Raw genomic sequence first — 19,990 nt, 5'->3', positions numbered from 1 at the left:
TTAAGGTGGGGTTAATGCAGCGAGCGGTCTTCGCGATGAAAAAACGCGGGCCGGGAGACCGGTCCGCGTTTGATCTGCCATCCTGAAGGGGACGGGTTAATCAATCCAGAAGGCGACGGGCGATGACCTGCGCCTGAATTTCGGCGGCGCCTTCAAAGATGTTCAGGATGCGTGCATCGCAGAGGATGCGGCTGATCTGGTATTCCAGCGCGAAGCCGTTGCCGCCATGGATTTGCAGCGCATTGTCGGCAGAGGCCCAGGCCACGCGGGCGCCGAGGAGTTTGGCCATGCCTGCCTCCAGGTCGCAGCGCTTGTCATGGTCCTTCTGCCAGGCGGAGAAATAGGTGAGCTGGCGCGCGACCATGATTTCCACCGCCATCATGGCGAGCTTGCCCGCCACACGGGGAAATTGGATCAGCGATTTGCCGAATTGCTTGCGATCCTCGGCATATTTCATGCCGACCTCAAGCGCCGACTGGGCCACGCCGACGGCGCGGGCGGCGGTCTGGATGCGGGCGGATTCGAAGGTCTGCATCAGTTGCTTGAAGCCCTGACCTTCGACCCCGCCGAGAAGGTTTTCGCCCTTCACGCGGAAATCGTCGAAATTGACGGTGTATTCCTTCATGCCGCGATAACCGAGCACCTCGATCTCGCCACCCGAAAGGCCCTGATCCACGAAGGGGGTTTCGTCGGTGCCGGGGGTCTTTTCGGCGAGGAACATGGAGAGGCCGCGATAATCGGTCGTGCCGTCGATGGTGCGGGCGAGGACCGTCATGACATGGGTGCGGGCGGCGTGGGTGATCCAGGTCTTGTTGCCGTTCACCACCCAGTCGTCGCCCTCGCGCCGGGCGCGGGTGCGCAGGGAGCCGAGGTCGGAGCCGGTATTGGGTTCGGTGAAGACGGCGGTGGGGAGGATCTCGCCCGAGGCGAGTTTCGGCAGCCACTTGGCCTTCTGTTCGGCCGTGCCGCCGCAGAGGATGAGTTCGGCGGCGATCTCGCTGCGCGTGCCGAGGGAGCCCACGCCGATATAGCCGCGCGAGAGTTCTTCGGACACGACGACCATGCTGGCCTTGGAGAGGCCGAAGCCGCCGAACTCTTCGGGGATGGTCAGGCCGAAGACGCCCATTTCGGCGAGGGAGTCGATGATCTCCATCGGGATCAACTCATCCTTCAGGTGCCATTCATGGGCGTGGGGGACGACCTTGTCATCGGCGAAGCGGCGGAACTGGTCGCGGATCATTTCCAGTTCTTCATCCAGCCCGGTGGCGCCGAAGGTGGCGCGACCGTGATTATCGCGCATGAGCGCCACAAGGCGGGTGCGGGCGGCGGCGGTGTTGCCCCGGGCCATGAGGGCAGCCGCCGCCGCGCCGGGATGGGCCGGGGTGAGGCCAAGGTCCTGCAAGCGCGCGACCTCCCCCTGGCTCATGGAAATGCCGCCGTGGATCTGGTTGAGATATTCGCCATAGGCGATCTGGAGGAGGAGCGCCTCCATTTCCGAGAACTGGCCTGCCGTATCGAGGCGCAGCGCCCAGGCCTGCATCTGGCGCAGGGATTCGGTATAGGTGGCCAGCCATGCCAGCGCATGGGCGGCGTATTGGTGTTCCTCCAGCGCCTGGGCCGAGACCTTGCCCGCCACGGTGACCATGCCGCGCAGGTTTTCGCGGGCGTCGTGGAAGATCGCCTCCACCTCGGGCAGGGCTGCGGCGGTAAGGCCGAGAAGATCGGCGAGGAGGGGCGAGGCGGTCATCGGCTGGCCATCGTGCGGCATGGTGGGCACCTTCCGGACATCATTCTGCGGTTGCGAGAGAGGTAGGATGTTTGCAGTCGCAGAGCAACTTAATTTCGCGCGGAAAAGATCAAGTGAAGGAAAATGTCGCAGCGGAATTTCGTGGCCATGCGGGGGGGCGGTTTGGGGGGTGTGGGGGCGGAGGCGGTGGCGGAGCGGCGCGGTTCGGGGCAAGTGGTTGCGGGCGCTGGGTTAATTCGGGTCCGGACGCTGTGCGGACCGTGCCGCGTTCTGTGCCGGGACCTGTGCCGCAAACTGTGGCCACGGGGCGAGCGGTGACGCGGCGTTAACCGGTCTGTGCCGTGGCGTCGCTTGGGTGAGTCGGGGAGGGGGCGGGGGCTTGGCTTCGGGCGGGGGGCGGGGCATGGTCTGGCGCGCAGTATGGGGGGCGGCATGGACTGGGCGATGGCGGGGATGGAGCCTGCCGCCTTCTGGGCGGCGGTGGCGGTGACGCTCTTCGCCGGGTTCGTGAAGGGGGCGGTGGGTTTTGCCATGCCCCTGATCATGGTGTCGGCCTTCAGCGCCTTTCTGCTGCCGGAGATGGCGGTGGCCGGGCTGATCCTGCCGACGCTGGTGACCAATCTGAGCCAGGCGACACGGCAGGGGATCGGGGCGGCCTGGGCTTCGGTGAAGACTTATCGGCGGTTCCTGATCGGGACGGTGGTGTTCATCCTTGTCTCGGCCCCTTTCCTGACGGTGATTCCGCGGATGGCCTATCTGCTTTTGCTGGGGGTGCCGGTGACGGCCTTTGCGGCGGCGCAACTGATGGGGGTGCCGCTGGCGCTGCCGCTGCGGCATCGGGCGCGGGCGGAATGGGGGCTGGGGATCGTCGGCGGGCTGTTCGGGGGGGTGTCGGGCATCTGGGGGCCGCCGCTTCTGGTCTATCTGCTGTCGATCGGGGCGCAGAAGGCGGAGACCGTGCGGGTGCAGGGGGTGGTCTTCCTGATCGGGGCGGTGGCGCTGCTGGCGGCGCATTTGCGGACGGGGGTGGCGGATGGGGCGTCCTTGGGCTTTTCGGCGGCGCTGGTGGTGCCGGCGATGGCGGGGATGGTGGTGGGGTATCGGGTGCAGGACCGGCTGGATCAGGCGCGGTTCCGGCGGTGGACGCAGGGCCTGCTGGTGCTGACGGGGTTGAACCTCGTGCGGCAGGCGGTGATGTGAGGGCGGCGGCGGGGGGAACCCCGCCTTGCGGGTTGGGTTATGTGGCGCGGGTGGCGGGGGGAACCCCGCCCTACGGGTCGGGTTATGTGGCGCGGGTGGCGGGGTGAACCCCGCCCTACGGGTTGGGGAGAGGTGCGGGTTGGTGGCGGGGTGAACCTCGCCGTAGGGGGGGTGTGGCGATGGGGGCGGGGGGAACCCCGCCCTGATTCACCCGATGGCGGCGGCCTTCACGTCTTCGTCGATGAAGGGGACGTATTGTTCGAAGTTCTTCGAGAACATCTCGACCAGTTTCATCGCCTGCGCGTCATAACCGCCCTTGTCGGCCCAGGTGGTGCGGGGGTCGAGGAGGGCGGTGTCCACCCCCGGCACGGCCACGGGCACGTCGAAGCCGAAATTCGGGTCGCGGCGGAAGTCTGCCGTGGCGAGCGAGCCGTCGAGCGCCGCCGACAGCAGCGCGCGGGTGGCCTTGATCGGCATCCGCTTGCCCGTGCCATAGGCGCCGCCGGTCCAGCCGGTATTGACCAGCCAGCAGGTGGCGCCGTGCTTGGCGATCTTGGCTTGCAGCAGCTTGCCATAGACTTCGGGCCGGCGCGGCATGAAGGGCGCGCCGAAGCAGGTGGAGAAGGTCGGGGTCGGCTCGGTCACGCCGCGCTCGGTTCCGGCCACCTTGGAGGTGAAGCCGGAGAGGAAGTGATACATGGCCTGCGCGGGTGTCAGCCGGGCGATGGGCGGCAGCACGCCGAAGGCATCGCAGGTGAGCATGATGATGTTCTTCGGATGCCCGCCCAGCCCGGTGGCCGAGGCATTGGAGATATAGTCGAGTGGATAGGCGCAGCGGGTGTTGGCGGTGAGGCTGTCATCCTCGAAATCGAGGTCGAGCGTTTCGGGATCATAGACCATGTTTTCCACCACGGTCGCGAAGCGGTGGGTGGTGGCGTAGATCTCGGGCTCTGCCTCGGGGTCGAGGTTGATGGTCTTGGCGTAGCAGCCGCCTTCGAAGTTGAAGGAGCCGCGGTCGGACCAGCCATGTTCGTCATCGCCGATCAGGATGCGGTCGGGCGCGGCGGAGAGGGTGGTCTTGCCGGTGCCGGAAAGGCCGAAGAAGACGGCAGTATCGACCGGGTTGCCGATGGCGTGGTTGGCCGAGCAATGCATCGGCATCACGCCTTTTTCGGGCAGGAGGTAGTTCAGCAGGGTGAAGACCGATTTCTTGTTTTCGCCGGCATAGGCGGTGTTGGCGATCAGGATGAGCTTCTTGTCGAAGTTCATCGTGATGACGGTTTCGCTGCGGCAGCCGTGGCGCGCGGGATCGGCCTTGAAGCCGGGGCAGTTGATGATGGTCCATTCGGGGACGAAGCTGTCAAGCTCGGCCCGGTCGGGGCGGCGCAGGAGGTGGCGGATGAAGAGGCCGTGCCAGGCGAGTTCCGTCACCACGCGGACATCGAGGCGGTGGACCGGGTCGGCCCCGGCATAGAGATCCTGCACGAAGTAATCGCGCCCCTGCATATGGGCGAGCATGTCGGCATGGAGCCGGTCGAAGCCTTCGGGGGACATGGCGGCGTTGTTTTCCCACCAGATCGTCTTTTCGACGGAGGCGGTGCGGACGACATGCTTGTCCTTGGGGGAGCGGCCGGTGAACTGGCCGGTGGAGACGAGGAAGGCCCCGCCCTTGCCGAGGCGGCCTTCGCCGCGCTTGACCGCCTCTTCGACGAGGCTGTGTTCGGGGAGATTGTAATAGACGTTCCCGAGACCGGTGATGCCTTGATGTGCCAATTCCTGCGCGGGGTTCACGCGACCGTTCGTCATACTGCAAGCTCCTCCGGCCGGGATGCGCCCGGCCCTGTCCGTTCCCGAAATTGCCAACCCGGGCCAAGGGGTTGGATGGCGGCCTCCGGGCCAAGGGAGGTGCCATGATTTGCCTATAGCATGTCGGTCGCGGATGGGAACAGGACGCTTTTGCTTCGTTAGCGCAACCACCCGAGGTTTAGCGCAACCATTCGTCCAGGTTGTGCAATCTGGCGGCAAAACGGTGATCCTGTGGGTTTTCCGCGACGGTTTCGCCCCGCTCGTGCCCTGATTCGCACATATCAGTTGATTCCGTCGGTGGAAAAATGATCATGCCCGGCAAAACAAAAGTCATCATGACTTGGGATACGGGCAGCAAGGGATAACCAATATGGCAAGGATCGCACTTGTCGACGATGACAGGAACATCCTGACTTCGGTCGCTATGACGCTTGAGGCCGAGGGGTTCGAGGTCGAGACCTACAATGACGGGCAGTCGGCCCTGGACGCCTTCAACCGGCGCCTGCCGGATATGGCGGTGCTGGACATCAAGATGCCGCGCATGGACGGGATGGACCTGTTGCAGCGGCTGCGCCAGAAGACGACGATGCCGGTGATCTTCCTTACCTCGAAGGATGACGAGATCGACGAGGTTCTGGGCCTGAGGATGGGCGCGGACGATTACGTGAAGAAGCCCTTCAGCCAGCGTCTGCTGGTGGAGCGCATTAGGGCGCTGCTGCGGCGGCAGGACGCCATTGCCACGGGCGAGGTGGCGACCACGGAAGAGACCAAGATCATGGAGCGGGGCAACCTGCGCATGGACCCGCTGCGCCATTCGGTGACCTGGAAGGGCATGGATGTGGCGCTGACGGTGACGGAGTTCATGCTGTTGCAGGCGCTGGCCCAGCGGCCGGGCTTCGTCAAGAGCCGGGATCAGCTTATGGATGTGGCCTATGACGACCAGGTCTATGTCGATGACCGGACCATCGACAGCCATATCAAGCGGCTGCGGAAGAAAATGCGTGCGGTGGACGAAAACTTTTCGGCCATCGAGACGTTGTATGGAATCGGCTATCGTTACAACGAAGAGTAAATGACCGCAGTGCCGCGCATCGGGAAAGAGGGACGGCGGGACCGTTCGGACGACGTTGTCCTGGGAGAGGACTGGACGTCGGGCGAGGGAGTCGTCGATCCGGCCCTGCGGGCAAGCCGCGACCGGCGCGGGGTGGTGTCGCTGAACCGGTCTCCCTTGGCGCGGAAGATCATCCTGTTCAACCTGCTGGCGCTTCTGGTGCTGGCGGGCGGCGTGCTGTTCCTGAATCCGTTCCGGGAGAGCCTTGTCGGCCTGCGGCAGGAGGCGATGATCAACGAAACGCTGCTGATGGCGGATGTCTTCGAGGCGGTGGCGGGCGAAGTCGAGGGGCCGCTGGAGGCGGACCGGGCGGCGCGGGTGATGGAGTCGGTGCAGATCGGGCCGGGGGCCGAGGGCTTTGTCCTTCTGCCGGACGGCACGCTGGCGGCGCGGAAGACAGGGCAGGAGCGGATCGAGGGTGGCATCCAGGTGCGCGCCACGCCGATCGTGGATGCGCTGACCGGGGCCTGGACTGCGGTGGCGGGGCTGTTGCAGGGCGGCGGCAGCGAGGCGGAGCCGGTGGACCGGCTGTCGCTTGCGGAATCGCTGTTCCCGGCGGCGGTGAAGGGCGAGGGCGTGCAGATATCCGGGCGCACGCCGGATGGCGGGCGGCTGTTCGCGGTGGCCGAGCCGGTGCTGCGCGGGAGCGAGATCGTCGCCGTCGTGGTGCTGACCGGGGATCAGGGGATGATCGATGCGCTGGCCCGGGCGGAGCGGGAGCAGGTGCTGCTGATCTTCATCGCCTCGCTGATGGTGTCTTTCGGGTTGAGCCTGATGCTGGCCTCGACCATCGCCAATCCGCTGTCCGATCTGGCGGCGGCGGCGGAACTGGGCCGGGATCGGGACGCGCGGAAGATGGCGCCGGGCCGGGTGCGCATTCCCGACCTTCAGGCGCGTCCGGACGAGATCGGGCGGCTGTCGGTGGCCATGCGGGGCATGGTGGCGGCGCTGTATGACCGGATCGACGCGAACGAGCAGTTCGCCGCCGATGTGGCGCATGAGATCAAGAACCCGCTGGCAAGCCTGCGGTCCGCCGTCGGCACGATGCGGCTGGCCAAGCGGGAGGACCAGAAGGAGAAGTTGCTGGACGTCATCGAGCATGACGTGCGGCGGCTGGACCGTCTGGTGAGCGACATTTCCAACGCCTCGCGGCTGGACAGCGAATTGGTGAAGGAGGAGGAGGAGGAGTTCAACCTTGTCCGCACCCTGACCAACCTGTCGGAATATCTGGGCCAGCAGGCGAATGAGAAGGGGGTGGAGTTCATCACCGACTTCCCCGGCGAGCCGATCCTGATCCGGGGGCTGGAGGCGCGGCTGGCGCAGGTCTTCGTGAACCTGATCACCAATGCGATCAGCTTTTGCGAGGATGGCGATGCGGTGCGCATCTGGGCGCGGCGGCGCGAGAACCGGGTGCTGATCGTGGTGGAGGATACCGGGCCGGGCATCCCCGAACAGGCGCTGACCAAGGTGTTCAAGCGGTTCTACAGCGAGCGTCCGCAGGGCCAGTTCGGCGAGCATTCGGGGCTTGGCCTTGCGATTTCCAAGCAGATTGTCGAGGCGCATGGCGGGGTGATCTGGGCCGAGAACATCCGCCCGACCCATGCCGATGTGACCTCTGATCCCCTTGGCGCCCGGTTCGTGGTCGGTCTGCCGGTGTGACCGAGAGCCTGACGCTGCACGCGACCTGTGTCGCGATGGAGGGGCGCGGGGTTCTGATCATCGGCCCTTCCGGAAGCGGGAAGTCGGAGCTGGCGCTGGCGCTGATGGCGCATGGCGCGCGGCTGGTGGCGGATGACCGGGTGACGCTTTCGCTGCGCGAGGAGGCGCTTCGCGCCACCTGCCCGGCGGCGATACGGGGAATGATCGAGGCGCGGGGTCTGGGGCTTCTGGAGGCCGATCCGCTGGAGGAGGCCGAGGTGACGGTGGTGGTCGATCTGGGAGAGCCCGAGACGGAGCGACTGCCGCCGCGACGCGTGGTCACCTACCTCGGACGGACAGTGGCCCTTGTGCGCGGCGGCAATGGGCCCCATTTCCCGGCGGCGTTGCTGCACTATGTCAGGGCAGGGCGCAGAGAGTGACGGAAAGTCCCGCGATGCAGGACGACTTACAGGCGATCGGGCACCGGCTCTTGCTGGTCACCGGCCCTTCGGGTGCCGGGCGGAGCACGTCGATCGACGCGCTGGAAGACCTTGGCTATGAGGTGATCGACAATCTGCCGCTGCGCCTTGTGCCGCGGCTGATCGAGGGGGCGCCGCTGGAGCGGCCCATCGCCCTTGGCCTTGACGTGCGCAACCGGGATTTCAACGTGACGGCGGTGATCGAGCTGATCGACACGCTGACGCGCGATCCGAAGGTGGCGCTGGAGGTGCTGTATGTCGATTGCGCGCCGTCGGAACTGATCCGGCGCTACAGCCAGACGCGGCGGCGGCATCCGCTGGCCCCGGCAGAGGCGCCGGCGGAGGGGATCGCGCGGGAGATCGACCTGCTGGCCCCGATCCGGGTGCGGGCGGATCATCTGATCGAGACGACGGAGATGAGCCCGCATGACCTGAAGGCGGAGCTGGCGCAGTGGTTCGGGCAGGGGGTGGCGTCGCGGATGGCGGTGTCCTTGCAGAGCTTCAGCTACAAGCGGGGATTGCCGCGGGGCGTGGACATGGTCTTCGACTGCCGCTTCCTGCGGAATCCCTATTGGGAGGCCGGCTTGCGCGATCTGGACGGGCGCGATGCGGCGGTGGCCGAGCATGTGGCGGGGGACCCGCGTTTCGCGGAATTCTTCGAGAGGTTGAGCGGGCTGGTCCAGTTTCTGCTTCCGGCGACGGTGGCGGAGGGCAAGGCCCATCTGTCCATCGGATTCGGTTGCACGGGCGGGCAGCATCGCAGCGTCGCGGTGGCCGAAATGCTGGGCAAGGTGCTTGCAGAGGCTGGCTGGGCGGTGTCAAAACGGCACCGGGAACTGGAACGCCGGGCGGCTGTGACGCCTGCCGGTGCAAACGGGGTGATTGGCGCGTGATCGGTATCGTGATCGTGGCACATGGCGGGCTGGCGCGGGAATATCTTTCCGCGGTCGAGCATGTCGTGGGCAAGCAGGATGCGATGCGGGCCATCGCCATCGAGGATGACCATGACCGCAAGGCCAAGCAGGCGGAAATCTGCGCCGCCGCCGATGCGGTGGATACGGGGGCGGGCGTGGTGGTGGTGACGGACATGTTCGGGGGATCGCCGTCGAACCTGTCGCTGATGGCTTGCGTGGGCGCGGACCGGCGCATCGTCTATGGGGCGAACCTGCCGATGCTGATCAAGCTGGCCAAGTCGCGCGACCTGACGGTGCCGGAGGCGGTGGCGGCGGCGCTTGACGCCGGGCGCAAGTATATCAACAGTCTGGACCTCGGCGGAGGGGCGTGAGCTTGGGATCATGACGGGACGGGTGTTGCGGATCATAAACGAGAAGGGGCTGCATGCGCGGGCCTCGGCCAAGTTCGTGGAAGTGGTCGAGGGGCATGACGCGCAGGCGCAGGTGACGAAGGACGGGATGACCGTGTCGGGGGATTCGATCATGGGTCTTCTGATGCTGGCGGCGTCGCGCGGGACGGAGATCGCGGTGGCGACCCATGGCGCTGAGGCGGAGAAGCTTGCCGATGCGCTGGAGGCGCTGGTTGCAAACCGCTTCGGCGAGGACTACTGAGGCCCGTCAGACGCGAAAGGCAGATCCCGCGTGACCGGAACGTCGCAGAGCGAAGAGGTGCGCACCCTTGAGGTGAGCGAGGAGGAGCTGGCGCGGCGCAGGGCGGCGCGGGCGGAGCGCCCCTATGACATGCGGCGGCTGTCCTATGCCGGGACGTTCAAGAACCCGTTCAAGGCCAACACCATCCGCGCCATCGAATGGCTGACGGCGAAGGTGACGCTGCTGCGGCTGATCCGGGATTTCGAGCGGACGGGGGCACCGGTGGGCGCGCCCTTCTGGCCCAAGGCGATCCGGCAGATGGGGATCACGATCCAGACGCCGCCGGAAGAGATTGCGCTGATCCCGAAGGAGGGGCCGCTGGTGGTGGTATCGAACCATCCGTCGGGCCTTGTGGATGGGATGATCCTGGCCGAGATGGTCAACCGCGTGCGGTCGGATTTCAAGATCCTGACGCGGTCGCTGCTGACGGGGATTCCGGAGGTCGAGGAATTCATGATCCCGGTGCCCTTTCCGCATGAGGACAATGCGCGGGAACTGGGCCTGCAGATGCGGGACGAGACGATGAAGCATCTGAAGGCGGGGGGGGTGATCATCCTGTTCCCGGCCGGCAAGGTGGCGATGAGCGAGGATTGGTGGGGGCCCGCCGTGGAGGCGGAGTGGAACGTCTTCACCCACAAGATCGTGCGGTCCTCGGGGGCGACGATCCTGCCGGTCTTTTTCCCCGGCCAGAACAGCCGGGCCTTTCTGATTGCGAACAAGATCAGCGACACGCTGCGGCAGGGGCTCTTGCTTTACGAGATCAAGCGCTGCCTGTTCAAGCCGACGCGCCCGGTGATCGGCGCGCCAATCCCGGCGGAGGAATTGAAGAAATGGGAGGGGAACCCGCGCGGGTTCCTGGCCTGGCTGCGCGAGCATGTGCTTTCGTTGAAGAAGTAGGGCGGGGTTTGACCCCGCCGCGCCGGGAAGGCGGGGAGACCCCCGCCCTACCGGCCATGCGAATTCCGGCCTACACGCCCGGTGATCGGCGCGCCGATCCCGGCGGAGGAATTGAAGAAATGGGAGGGGAACCCGCGCGGGTTCTTGGCCTGGCTGCGGGAGCATGTGCTTTCGTTGAAGAAGTAGGGCGGGGTTTGACCCCGCCGCGCCGGGAAGGCGGGGAGACCCCCGCCCTACGGATCATCCGAAAACGGATGCGATCCCTGCCGGATCGAGCAGTCGCCACTTTCCGGGCGCGAGGTCCGCAGGCAGCGACAGCCCGCCAAGGCTGATCCGGTGCAGCGCCTCGACGTGGTTTCCTGTGGCCGCGAACATGCGGCGGACCTGGTGGTAGCGGCCTTCGGTTACGGTGAGCAGGGCCTCGGTGGCGGAGATCACGTCCAGGTCGGCGGGGGCGAGGGGTTTGGTTTCGCCCTCCAGCATCAGGGTGCCGGAGGCGAAGAGGGCGGCCTCGGTCCCTTTCAAGGGGCGGGCGAGCGTGGCGCGGTAGGTTTTGCGGATGTGGCGGCGGGGGCTGATGATGCGGTGGAGGAGATCGCCGTCATCGGTGAGGAGGAGGAGGCCGGAGGTCTGCTTGTCCAGCCGCCCGACGGTGGAGATGGCAGGGTCGCGTGCGCGCCAGCGCCGGGGGAGTAGATCGTGGACGAGCGGCCCGTCTTCCTTGTGCGAGCAGGTCATGCCGAGGGGTTTGTTCAGGAGGATCACGAGGCCCTGAAGCGGGTCGAGCGGGTCACCGTCGATCACCATGCGGGCGGGCAGGTCGGGCGTCAGGGCGATGCGCTGGCTGACATCGGTGATATCCGCGCCGTCCAGCGTGATGCCGCCCGCCTTGGCCATGCGCGCCATTTCGGCGCGTGAGCCGTAGCCCATGGATGACAGCAGCTTGTCGATGCGCGAGGTGGCGGCCTTGGGCATGCGGTTACCGTGTCGGGACCGGCACCTCGCCGCGATAGTCGTAGAAGCCGCGCTGCGTCTTGCGGCCGAGCCATCCGGCCTCGACATACTTCGTGAGCAGCGGGCAGGGGCGGTACTTGGTGTCGGCCAGACCGTCATGCAGGACGTTCATGATGGCAAGGCAGGTGTCCAGACCGATGAAATCGGCCAGTTCCAGGGGGCCCATCGGGTGGTTGGCGCCGAGTTTGAGGGATTCGTCGATGGACTTCACGTTTCCGACGCCTTCGTAGAGCGTATAGACCGCCTCGTTGATCATCGGCATCAGGATGCGGTTGACGATGAAGGCGGGGAAATCCTCGGCGCTGGCGGCGGTCTTGCCGAGTTTGCGCACCACCTCGTGCAGGGTTTCCCAGGTGTCCTGATCGGTGGCGATGCCACGGATGAGTTCGACAAGCTGCATCACCGGCACGGGGTTCATGAAGTGGAAGCCCATGAATTTTTCCGGCCTGTCGGTGCGGCTGGCAAGACGGGTGATGGAGATGGAGGAGGTGTTGGAGGTGAGGATGGTGGAGGGTTTGAGATGGGGGAGCAGATCCTCGAAAATCGCCTGTTTCACCGTTTCGCGTTCGGTCGCGGCCTCGATGATGAGGTCGCAGGGGCCGAGATCGGCAAGGCGGAGCGTGGTGCGGATGCGCCCTTGTGCGGTGGCCTTGTCTTCGGCGGTGATCTTGCCGCGGGCGACCTGGCGGTCGAGGTTCTTTTCGATGGTGGCGAGCGCCTTGTCGATGCTGGCCTGGCTGATGTCGGAGAGGAGCACGTCATAGCCCGCAAGGGCGAAGACATGGGCGATGCCGTTGCCCATCTGACCCGCGCCGACGACGCCCACGCTGCGGATTTCTGCCATGACTCAGCACTCCTTCGTTCCGGGATGGACCTTATGCACCGGGGCGGGCCGGGTGCAAGCGGCGCGGGGCGCGTTGCGGAAAGCTTTAGCCGAATTGCGACCTTAACCCGCTGTTCAGACCTGTCCGGCAAAGCTGGTTGCGGGTGAAGTCTTGTGGGGTGGGCCATGGCCTATGATTATGCGGGCGAGGGATCGCTCGATTACATGCCTTGTCGCTATGGGCGGTCGCGGTTGCTGTTCCGGGGGCCGCGGCGTGATCTTTCGGGGTGGTTCGTTGCGGTGCTGGGCGGGATCGAGGCCTATGGGCGCTATATCCCGCAGCCCTATCCGGCGCTGCTGGAGGCGGGGCTGGGGGGCAAGGTGGTGAACCTTGGCTGCCCCAATGCGGGGCCGGATGCCTGGCTGGGCGATCCGGCGGTGATGGATGTGGTGCAGCGGGCCGCCGTTGTGGTGGTGCAGGTGCCGGGGGCGGCGGATCTGTCGAACCGGTTCTATACGGTGCATCCGCGCCGGAATGACCGGTTCCTGCGCGCCTCTCCCCTGTTGCAGACGATCTATCGGGGGGTGGATTTCACGGATTTCAGTTTCACGCGGCACATGTTGCGGTCGCTGTTCGAGGCCGGGCCGGAGCGGTTCGGGCTGGTGGCGGAGGAGTTGCGGAGCGCGTGGTGCGCGCGGATGGCAGGGTTGCTGGCGGGCATTCCGGGGCGGAAGGTGCTGCTCTGGATGGCGGAGGCGCCGCCGGGGCCGCCACGGGATGTGCCGTTTGGAGAGCCGCTGCTGGTGGATGCCGGGATGATGGAGAGGCTGGCGGGGCGGGTGGATGCGGCCGTGACGGTGGTGCCGAGCGCGGCGGCGCGGGCGCGCGGGATGGAGGGGATGGTCTTTCCGCCGATGGCGGAGCCTGCGGCGCGGGGCGTGCCGGGTGTGGCCGTGCATGAGGAGGTGGCGGCGGCGCTGCTGCCGGTGCTGCGGGGGATGATGTGAAAAGGGGCGCGGGTTTCCCCGCGCCCCTCTATCCTGCGCCTTGATCCCGGGATCAGAGCTTTTCGATCATCTCCGGGACGGCGGTGAAGAGGTCGGCCACGAGGCCGTAATCGGCGACCTGGAAGATGGGGGCCTCTTCGTCCTTGTTGATGGCGACGATGACCTTGGAGTCCTTCATGCCCGCCAGATGCTGGATCGCGCCCGAGATGCCCACGGCGACGTAGAGCGTGGGGGCGACGACCTTGCCGGTCTGGCCGACCTGCCAGTCGTTCGGGGCGTAGCCAGAGTCCACCGCGGCGCGCGAGGCCCCGACGGCGGCGCCGAGCTTGTCGGCCAGTTTCTCGATCAGGGCGAAGTCGGCCTGGGAGCCGACGCCACGGCCGCCCGAGACGACGATGCCGGCGGAGGTGAGTTCCGGGCGGTCCGACGCGGCGACCTTGTCTTCGACCCATTTGGACAGCGACCCGTCGGCGGCGACGGCGACCTTTTCAACGGCGGCGCTGCCGGTGCTGGCTGCGGCGTTGAAGGAGGCGGTGCGGACGGTGAGGACCTTCTTGCCATCCGAGGATTTCACCGTCTGGATCGCGTTGCCCGCATAGATCGGGCGTTCGAAGGTGTCGGCATCGACGACGGCGGTCACGTCCGAGATCACCATGACGTCGAGCAGGGCCGCAGCGCGGGGCAGGACGTTCTTGGAGAAGGCGGTCGCGGCGGCGGCGATGTGGCTGTAGCTGCCCGCAAGCGAGACGATCAGCGCGGCGGTGGATTCCGCCATGCCGTGGTCATAGGCCGCGTCATCGGCGTGGAGGACCTTGGCGGCACCGTCAAGCTTGGCGGCTTCGGCCGCGGCGGCGGCAGAGGTGCCGGCGACGAGGATATGCACCTCGCCCAGACCTTTCACGGCGGAAAGGGCCTTGGCGACGGCATCGGTGGCCAGTTGGCCATCATTCACATCGGCGAGAAGAAGAACGGCCATCTCAGATCACCCCTGCTTCGTCTTTGAGTTTCGCGATGAGTTCCTCGATGGAGCCCACTTTCACGCCGGCCTTGCGGCCTGCCGGTTCCACAGTCTTGACGACCGAGAGGCGCGGCGCGACGTCCACGCCGTAATCGGCGGGGGTCTTGGTGGCGAGCGGCTTCGTCTTGGCCTTCATGATGTTCGGCAGCGAGGCATAGCGCGGTTCGTTCAGGCGCAGATCGACCGAGATGATCGTCGGCAGCTTGACCGCGATGGTCTGGAGACCGCCGTCAACCTCGCGCGTGACTTTCGCCGTGTCGCCTTCGATGGCGACTTCGGAGGCGAAGGTGGCCTGCGACCAGCCGAGCAGGGCAGAGAGCATCTGGCCGGTGGCGTTCATGTCATTGTCGATCGCCTGCTTGCCGCAGAGGACGATGCCGGGGGCTTCTTCCTTGACCACACCTGCGAGCAGTTTCGCCACGGCGAGCGGTTCGATGTCGGTATGCACATCGGCGGCGGCTTCGATCAGGATCGCGCGGTCAGCGCCCATGGCGAGCGCGGTGCGCAGCGTTTCCTGCGCCTGCTTCACGCCGATGGAGACGACGACGACCTCGGTCGCGATGCCCTTTTCCTTGAGCCGGATCGCCTCTTCGACGGCAATCTCGTCGAAGGGGTTCATCGACATCTTGACGTTGGCGAGATCGACGCCGGAACCGTCCGCCTTGACGCGGACCTTCACGTTGTAGTCGATCACACGTTTGACAGGCACCAGGACCTTCATCGCGCATCTCCTTATTGCGGTCCGACGGGCGGACCTCACCCAAGCTCTCGATAGGGTAACTAGACCGTTCGCTGCGGTTGCAACAGACCAAATGCGACAGGATCGCGCGTCGAGACGTCGCGTTTTTCGGAGGCCTAGCCTTCGCGGGTCAGGCCGGGCACCCAGAGGACATCGGCCTTGCCGTCGTCATTGGCGATGCGGCCCGCGACGAAGAACCAGTCGGACAGGCGGTTGAGGTATTTGACCGCCTCGGGGTTGACCGATTCCATGGTGGCGAGTTCGACCGTCAGGCGTTCGGCGCGGCGGCAGACCGTGCGGCAGAGGTGAAGCTGCGCGGCAAGGGGCGAGCCGCCGGGCAGGATGAAGCTGCGGAGCGGTTGCAGGCGGGCATTCATCGCGTCGATCTCGCGTTCCAGCCGCAGGACCTGCGCCTCCTGCATCCGCAGGGGGGTGTAGGGGAGGGTGGCGTCGAGATGCATGTCGGGGGTGCAGAGATCGGCGCCGAGATCGAAGAGATCGTTGGAGATGCGGGCCAGGGCCTTGTCGGTTTCCGGATCGGCGTGGAGACGGGCGAGGCCGACGGTGGCGTTGGTTTCATCCACGGTGCCATAGGCCGAGACGCGGGTGGCGTGTTTCGCCACGCGGGCGCCGTTGCCGAGCGCGGTTTCCCCGGCATCGCCGGTTTTGGTGTAGATCTTGGAGAGGACGACCATGGCTTACCCCTTGGAATGCAGCCAGGCGAAGGCGACGATCAGGGCGACGGCCACGGCCTGGGCGATGATGCGCAGCCGCATGATGCGGTTCGCGTGCTTGCGGTTGAAGTCGCCGCCCTTGGCGAAGCCGCCGATGCCGACCATAAGGATGGCGAGCACGGCAAAGGCCGCGAGGGCTGCGATGATGAAGAGCGGATCGGAGAGCATGGCGTTTCCCTGTGGTTCGCGCCTCATCTAGCGGGGAATGGCGCAAAGGCGAATGCCCATGATGCCGCGCCTTTCGCCGGGCGTCAGCCCTTGGCGACGATGCGGTCGAGAAGGCGGGTCGGCAGGAGGCGCTTGAGGATTCCGGAGAGATAGGTGGGGACGGTGACGTAATAGCGGGCGCGGGGGCGGGGGGATTCCAGCGCATGGATGAGTTTTTCCGTCACGGCGGAGGGCGGAAGTTCCCAGCGGTCCTTTTTCTGGTCGGGCTTGTAGAGCCGGTGGAGAAGGGCTGCGTATTCCTCGCGGCGGGCGGAGTTTTCCCAGTCGATCCACTTTTCGAAATGGGGGATGGCGTTCTCGCGGATGCGGGTGCCGATGGGGCCCGGTTCGATGAGGATGAGGTCGATGCCGGTTCCGTCCATTTCGAGCCGCATGACATCGGTCAGGCCTTCGAGGGCGAATTTGGTGGACACATAGGCGCCGCGCCATTTCGCCCCGACGAGGCCGAGGACGGAGGAACATTGCACGATGCGGCCATGCCCTTGCGCGCGGAAGGTGGGGATCAGGCGGCGGGTGAGATCGTGGTAGCCGAAGAAGTTGGTTTCGAAGATTTCGCGCAGGGCGCCGCGGGGCAGGTCTTCCACCGCGCCGGGGCAGGCGAAGGCGCCGTTGTTGAAGAGCGCGTCGAGGCGGCCGCCGGTGCGGGAGAGGGTTTCTGCGACGGCGGCGGCGATGCTGTCTTCGGAGGCGTAGTCGAGCGGGAAGCTTTCCAGCCCCTCGGCGATCAGGCGGTCGCAATCGGCGGGCTGGCGGCAGGTGGCGAAGACGCGCCAGCCGCGCGCCTTGAGCGCATGGGCGGCGTCATAGCCGATGCCGGAGGAGCATCCGGTGATGAGGATGGAACGCATGACCTGCCTGCCCTTGGACCCGTTCCGCCGATCTAGGCGAAGTGGCGTGGACTTGGCAATGCCGGGCGGCGGTCAGTCTGCGGCCGTCAGTCTGCGGCGGGAAAGAGCGTGTAGGTGGAGAGGGCGGGCGCTTCGGTGGAGATCAGGCGGCGGTGGACATAGCCGTCGATCCCGTCGCCTTCGATGCGGATATGCACCCAGTCGCCGACCTGTTCGACCATCTGCACGATCTCGCCGCGTTCCAGCCGCCCGATCACGGCGCCGTTGCGGCTGGCGGCGTCGCGGATATTCGCCGCCTCGGCCGTGATGGTGCGGAGGGTGACGCTGGGGTTGTTGAAATCGTTGAAGGCGGGTTCTGCCGGGGCGGCGGCCTGTTCGAGGAGGGCCGGGGTGGCGGCGCTGTCGGTGCGGGTGGCGGTGGCGGTTTCGGGCAGGATGCTGCGCGCGTCTTCCGGCGTGGCGGGGGCCTGCGTTGCGGGGGCCGCGATCTGCATGGGGGCGGGGGTGGACAGGTCTATGGCATAGGCGCCGCGCAGACCCATGCGTTCCTGACCCCGATCTTCGCCGCCGATCAGCAGGGCGAGGTAAAGGCCGAGGCTACAGAAAAGGAGATAACGAAACATTCTGGTATCCGACTCACCACGGGCAATCTTTCCGCCCTCCTAGCATGGAACGGCGCGAATTTGAGCGGAAACTTGCCGTTTCGGCGATCGGTCGGAAGGGGTGGAGCGGTGTCGGGGGGGACTGCGGTTTCGGCTGGACCGGCGGCGCGTGGCGATTTACACAACATGCATGTCAGACACGCCCGAGAGCCCCAAGATAGAGCCCATTCTGGTGGCGGAGCCGCTGAGCCGCGCGATTGGCGAGCGGTATCTGACCTATGCGCTGTCCACGATCATGCATCGGGCGCTGCCGGATGCGCGCGACGGGCTGAAGCCGGTGCATCGGCGAATCCTCTATGCGATGCGGGAACTCAGGCTGACCGCGACGGGGGGATTCCGCAAGTCGGCCAAGATTTCGGGCGATGTGATGGGGAACTATCACCCGCATGGCGATGCCGCGATCTATGACGCGATGGCGCGTCTGGCGCAGGATTTCAACGTCCGTTACCCGCTGGTGGATGGGCAGGGGAATTTCGGCAATATCGACGGGGACAACCCGGCGGCCAGCCGATACACCGAGGCGCGGCTGACGGCGATTGCCGAGACGCTGATGGAAGGGCTGGCAGAGAACGCCGTGGACTTCCGCCCGAATTACGACGGCACGCTGGAAGAGCCGGTGGTGATGCCGGCCTCCTTTCCCAACCTTCTTGCCAACGGGTCTTCGGGCATCGCGGTGGGGATGGCGACGAATATCCCGCCGCACAATCTGGATGAGCTGATCGGGGCCTGCCAGGCGATGCTGGGCAATCCCGGCATCACGGATGACGAGCTGGTGGGGTTCGTGCCGGGGCCGGATTTCCCGACGGGCGGGGTCTTGGTGGAGCCCAAGGCCAATATCCTTGAGGCCTATCGCACGGGGCGGGGGTCGTTCCGGCTGCGCGCCAAGTGGGAGGTGGAGGATCTGGGCCGCGGGACGTGGCAGATCGTGGTCACGGAAATCCCCTATCAGGTGCAGAAGTCCAAGCTGATCGAGAAGCTGGCGGAACTGATCACGACGAAGAAGATCCCGCTTCTGGCCGATGTGCGGGACGAAAGCGCCGATGACGTGCGGATCGTGCTGGAGCCGCGGGCGCGGACGGTGGAGCCGGATGTGTTGATGGGGACGCTGTTCAAGAACAGCGATCTGGAGATCCGGTTCAGCCTGAACATGAATGTGCTGATCGACGGCAAGGTGCCGAAGGTCTGTTCGCTGAAGGAGGTGCTGCGGGCCTTCCTTGACCATCGGCGCGATGTGCTGCGGCGGCGGTCGGAACACCGGATGGAGAAGATCGACCACCGGCTGGAGGTTCTGGAAGGCTTCATCATCGCCTTCCTGAATCTGGACCGGGTGATCGACATCATCCGCTATGACGACGATCCCAAGCGCGCCCTGATGGCGGAGGATTGGTCGAAGGATCACAAGCGGGCGACGTCGGAGAAGGATTACGTTTCCCCGCCCCCGGGCGAGGGGGAACTGACGGAGCTTCAGGCGGAATCCATCCTGAACATGCGGCTGCGGTCCTTGCGGCGGCTGGAGGAGATGGAGCTGATCCGCGAGCGCGATGCGCTGATGAAGGAGCGGGCGGACCTTGCCGATCTGCTGGAGAGCGAAAAGCGCCAGTGGAAGAAGATCGGGGCGGAGTTGGAAGACATCCGCAAGCAGTTCGGGAAGAGCACGAAAGAGGGCGCGCGGCGCACCACATTTGCCGAGATGGGCGATGTGGAGGAGGTGCCGTTCGAGGCGATGATCGAGCGCGAGCCGATCACGGTGATCTGTTCCAAGATGGGCTGGATCCGCGCGATGAAGGGGCAGGTCGCGCTGGATACCGAGGTGAAGTTCAAGGACGGCGACGAGGGAAGGTTCATCTTCCACGCCGAGACGACGGACAAGATATTGCTGATCGGGTCGAACGGGCGGTTCTACACGCTTCTGGGCGCGAACCTGCCGGGCGGGCGGGGGATGGGGGAACCCGTGCGCCTGATGGTCGATCTGCCGAACGAGGCGGAGATCGTGGACCTGATGATCTTCCGCCCCGGCGAGAAGCTCTTGGTGGCATCCACGGCGGGTGACGGGTTCGTGGTGCCGTCGGATGAGGTGCTGGCCCAGACACGGGCAGGCAAGCAGGTGCTGACGGTGAAGGACGGGGTGAAGACCGCCCTCTGCCGCAAGGTGGCCGGAGATACGGTTGCCGTGGTGGGGGATAACCGGAAGCTGTTGGTCTTCCCGCTGGCGGAACTGCCGGAGATGGCCAAGGGCAAGGGCGTGCGCTTGCAGAAATACAAGGATGGCGGGTTGTCGGATGCCATCACCTTCGCGCTGGCCGAGGGGCTGACCTGGAAAGACCCGGCCGGGCGGACGCGGACCGAGGCCGATCTGACCGAATGGCAGGGGCCGCGGGCAGGGGCGGGCAAGATGGCGCCGCGCGGGTTCCCGCGGGACAACAAGTTTACCTGA

The 19,990-nt window shown here is 66.0% G+C and carries 20 protein-coding genes; 10 read left to right on the top strand and 10 right to left on the bottom strand.

Translation table 11 applies throughout. The features are described from left to right. Positions 1 to 100 precede the first annotated feature (100 nt). The gene (locus C0V75_RS13535) at positions 101 to 1,768 is read right to left on the bottom strand and encodes an acyl-CoA dehydrogenase family protein (RefSeq protein ID WP_101921490.1); all 1,668 of its coding nucleotides are present in this window, start codon (positions 1,766 to 1,768) and stop codon (positions 101 to 103) included. A gap of 411 nt (positions 1,769 to 2,179) precedes the next feature. Here C0V75_RS13535 and C0V75_RS13530 point away from each other — a divergent pair, with 411 nt between their 5' ends. Continuing rightward, positions 2,180 to 2,947: a sulfite exporter TauE/SafE family protein gene (locus tag C0V75_RS13530; protein WP_254216472.1), complete on the top strand. Its 768-nt coding sequence runs from the start codon at positions 2,180 to 2,182 to the stop codon at positions 2,945 to 2,947. Between the two features lie 207 nt (positions 2,948 to 3,154). On the opposite strand, the gene C0V75_RS13525 is transcribed toward C0V75_RS13530, so the two are convergent. Further along, entirely contained in the window at positions 3,155 to 4,753 is a 1,599-nt protein-coding gene (locus C0V75_RS13525) for a phosphoenolpyruvate carboxykinase (protein ID WP_101921489.1), read from the bottom strand. A gap of 370 nt (positions 4,754 to 5,123) precedes the next feature. Between C0V75_RS13525 and C0V75_RS13520 the strand changes: the two genes are divergently transcribed. From C0V75_RS13520 to C0V75_RS13490, 7 genes are read left to right on the top strand one after another with little or no spacing between them, the layout of a single operon-like run. Next, positions 5,124 to 5,825, top strand: coding sequence for a response regulator transcription factor (locus C0V75_RS13520; RefSeq protein WP_101921488.1), 702 nt, complete (start codon positions 5,124 to 5,126; stop codon positions 5,823 to 5,825). Then, a complete protein-coding gene (locus C0V75_RS13515) occupies positions 5,826 to 7,523 on the top strand; it encodes an ATP-binding protein (protein ID WP_101921487.1) in 1,698 nt (565 codons plus the stop codon). Between the two features lie 35 nt (positions 7,524 to 7,558). Next, positions 7,559 to 7,942, top strand: a complete 384-nt coding sequence (locus C0V75_RS13510) for an HPr kinase/phosphorylase (protein ID WP_254216487.1) — start codon at positions 7,559 to 7,561, stop codon at positions 7,940 to 7,942. 14 nt (positions 7,943 to 7,956) lie between these two features. Continuing rightward, positions 7,957 to 8,874 (top strand): RNase adapter RapZ, encoded by a 918-nt coding sequence (rapZ, locus tag C0V75_RS13505; protein WP_101921765.1) that lies wholly within the window; start codon positions 7,957 to 7,959, stop codon positions 8,872 to 8,874. After that, on the top strand, positions 8,871 to 9,266 hold the full coding sequence (locus tag C0V75_RS13500) for a PTS sugar transporter subunit IIA (protein ID WP_101921485.1): 396 nt from the start codon (positions 8,871 to 8,873) through the stop codon (positions 9,264 to 9,266). Before rapZ ends, C0V75_RS13500 begins: the two co-directional genes overlap by 4 nt. Positions 9,267 to 9,276: 10 nt before the next feature. Beyond that, the gene (locus tag C0V75_RS13495) at positions 9,277 to 9,546 is read left to right on the top strand and encodes an HPr family phosphocarrier protein (protein WP_101921484.1); all 270 of its coding nucleotides are present in this window, start codon (positions 9,277 to 9,279) and stop codon (positions 9,544 to 9,546) included. Between the two features lie 30 nt (positions 9,547 to 9,576). Next, positions 9,577 to 10,482: a lysophospholipid acyltransferase family protein gene (locus tag C0V75_RS13490; RefSeq protein ID WP_254216471.1), complete on the top strand. Its 906-nt coding sequence runs from the start codon at positions 9,577 to 9,579 to the stop codon at positions 10,480 to 10,482. 240 nt (positions 10,483 to 10,722) lie between these two features. Here C0V75_RS13490 and C0V75_RS13485 read toward each other — a convergent pair whose 3' ends face one another. After that, positions 10,723 to 11,457, bottom strand: a complete 735-nt coding sequence (locus C0V75_RS13485) for a pseudouridine synthase (protein WP_101921483.1) — start codon at positions 11,455 to 11,457, stop codon at positions 10,723 to 10,725. 4 nt (positions 11,458 to 11,461) lie between these two features. Beyond that, positions 11,462 to 12,340, bottom strand: coding sequence for a 3-hydroxybutyryl-CoA dehydrogenase (locus tag C0V75_RS13480; protein ID WP_101921482.1), 879 nt, complete (start codon positions 12,338 to 12,340; stop codon positions 11,462 to 11,464). Positions 12,341 to 12,505: 165 nt separating this feature from the next. Here C0V75_RS13480 and C0V75_RS13475 point away from each other — a divergent pair, with 165 nt between their 5' ends. Continuing rightward, positions 12,506 to 13,327, top strand: coding sequence for a DUF6473 family protein (locus C0V75_RS13475; RefSeq protein WP_101921481.1), 822 nt, complete (start codon positions 12,506 to 12,508; stop codon positions 13,325 to 13,327). 52 nt (positions 13,328 to 13,379) lie between these two features. Here C0V75_RS13475 and C0V75_RS13470 read toward each other — a convergent pair whose 3' ends face one another. The 6 genes from C0V75_RS13470 to C0V75_RS23985 form a co-directional block, all read right to left on the bottom strand. Continuing rightward, positions 13,380 to 14,303, bottom strand: coding sequence for an electron transfer flavoprotein subunit alpha/FixB family protein (locus C0V75_RS13470; RefSeq protein WP_101921480.1), 924 nt, complete (start codon positions 14,301 to 14,303; stop codon positions 13,380 to 13,382). 1 nt (position 14,304) lies between these two features. After that, positions 14,305 to 15,066 carry an electron transfer flavoprotein subunit beta/FixA family protein gene (locus C0V75_RS13465; protein ID WP_101921479.1) on the bottom strand — a complete coding sequence of 254 codons (762 nt, stop codon included), beginning with the start codon at positions 15,064 to 15,066 and terminating at the stop codon, positions 14,305 to 14,307. A 134-nt stretch (positions 15,067 to 15,200) separates the two neighbouring features. Next, positions 15,201 to 15,779 (bottom strand): cob(I)yrinic acid a,c-diamide adenosyltransferase, encoded by a 579-nt coding sequence (locus C0V75_RS13460; protein WP_101921478.1) that lies wholly within the window; start codon positions 15,777 to 15,779, stop codon positions 15,201 to 15,203. Between the two features lie 3 nt (positions 15,780 to 15,782). After that, entirely contained in the window at positions 15,783 to 15,986 is a 204-nt protein-coding gene (locus C0V75_RS13455) for a twin transmembrane helix small protein (RefSeq protein ID WP_101921477.1), read from the bottom strand. A gap of 83 nt (positions 15,987 to 16,069) precedes the next feature. Beyond that, positions 16,070 to 16,894, bottom strand: a complete 825-nt coding sequence (locus C0V75_RS13450) for an SDR family oxidoreductase (protein ID WP_101921476.1) — start codon at positions 16,892 to 16,894, stop codon at positions 16,070 to 16,072. 86 nt (positions 16,895 to 16,980) lie between these two features. Further along, complete coding sequence (locus tag C0V75_RS23985; RefSeq protein WP_101921475.1) at positions 16,981 to 17,517, bottom strand: SH3 domain-containing protein; 537 nt, start codon at positions 17,515 to 17,517, stop codon at positions 16,981 to 16,983. 169 nt (positions 17,518 to 17,686) lie between these two features. On the opposite strand from C0V75_RS23985, the gene C0V75_RS13440 reads away from it, so the two are divergent. Next, entirely contained in the window at positions 17,687 to 19,990 is a 2,304-nt protein-coding gene (locus C0V75_RS13440; protein ID WP_101921474.1) for a DNA topoisomerase IV subunit A, read from the top strand.

Origin of the sequence: Tabrizicola sp. TH137, assembly GCF_002855575.1 — a bacterium.
Taxonomy (GTDB): Bacteria; Pseudomonadota; Alphaproteobacteria; order Rhodobacterales; family Rhodobacteraceae; genus Paragemmobacter.
Note: the sequence above shows the minus strand (reverse complement) of the source record. Positions and strands in the feature narration are given on the sequence as shown.

Bases quoted from the DNA above. Each gene is read 5' to 3' on its own strand.
- C0V75_RS13465 (WP_101921479.1), bottom strand. From the start codon at position 15,066: ATGAAGGTCCTGGTGCCTGTCAAACGTGTGATCGACTACAACGTGAAG.
- C0V75_RS13515 (WP_101921487.1), top strand. From the start codon at position 5,826: ATGACCGCAGTGCCGCGCATCGGGAAAGAGGGACGGCGGGACCGTTCG.
- rapZ (WP_101921765.1), top strand. From the start codon at position 7,957: ATGCAGGACGACTTACAGGCGATCGGGCACCGGCTCTTGCTGGTCACC.
- C0V75_RS13470 (WP_101921480.1), bottom strand. From the start codon at position 14,303: ATGGCCGTTCTTCTTCTCGCCGATGTGAATGATGGCCAACTGGCCACC.
- C0V75_RS13475 (WP_101921481.1), top strand. From the start codon at position 12,506: ATGGCCTATGATTATGCGGGCGAGGGATCGCTCGATTACATGCCTTGT.
- C0V75_RS13495 (WP_101921484.1), top strand. From the start codon at position 9,277: ATGACGGGACGGGTGTTGCGGATCATAAACGAGAAGGGGCTGCATGCG.
- C0V75_RS13480 (WP_101921482.1), bottom strand. From the start codon at position 12,340: ATGGCAGAAATCCGCAGCGTGGGCGTCGTCGGCGCGGGTCAGATGGGC.
- C0V75_RS13485 (WP_101921483.1), bottom strand. From the start codon at position 11,457: ATGCCCAAGGCCGCCACCTCGCGCATCGACAAGCTGCTGTCATCCATG.
- C0V75_RS13535 (WP_101921490.1), bottom strand. From the start codon at position 1,768: ATGCCGCACGATGGCCAGCCGATGACCGCCTCGCCCCTCCTCGCCGAT.
- C0V75_RS13460 (WP_101921478.1), bottom strand. From the start codon at position 15,779: ATGGTCGTCCTCTCCAAGATCTACACCAAAACCGGCGATGCCGGGGAA.
- C0V75_RS13520 (WP_101921488.1), top strand. From the start codon at position 5,124: ATGGCAAGGATCGCACTTGTCGACGATGACAGGAACATCCTGACTTCG.
- C0V75_RS13530 (WP_254216472.1), top strand. From the start codon at position 2,180: ATGGACTGGGCGATGGCGGGGATGGAGCCTGCCGCCTTCTGGGCGGCG.
- C0V75_RS23985 (WP_101921475.1), bottom strand. From the start codon at position 17,517: ATGTTTCGTTATCTCCTTTTCTGTAGCCTCGGCCTTTACCTCGCCCTG.
- C0V75_RS13440 (WP_101921474.1), top strand. From the start codon at position 17,687: ATGTCAGACACGCCCGAGAGCCCCAAGATAGAGCCCATTCTGGTGGCG.
- C0V75_RS13510 (WP_254216487.1), top strand. From the start codon at position 7,559: ATGGAGGGGCGCGGGGTTCTGATCATCGGCCCTTCCGGAAGCGGGAAG.
- C0V75_RS13455 (WP_101921477.1), bottom strand. From the start codon at position 15,986: ATGCTCTCCGATCCGCTCTTCATCATCGCAGCCCTCGCGGCCTTTGCC.
- C0V75_RS13525 (WP_101921489.1), bottom strand. From the start codon at position 4,753: ATGACGAACGGTCGCGTGAACCCCGCGCAGGAATTGGCACATCAAGGC.
- C0V75_RS13450 (WP_101921476.1), bottom strand. From the start codon at position 16,894: ATGCGTTCCATCCTCATCACCGGATGCTCCTCCGGCATCGGCTATGAC.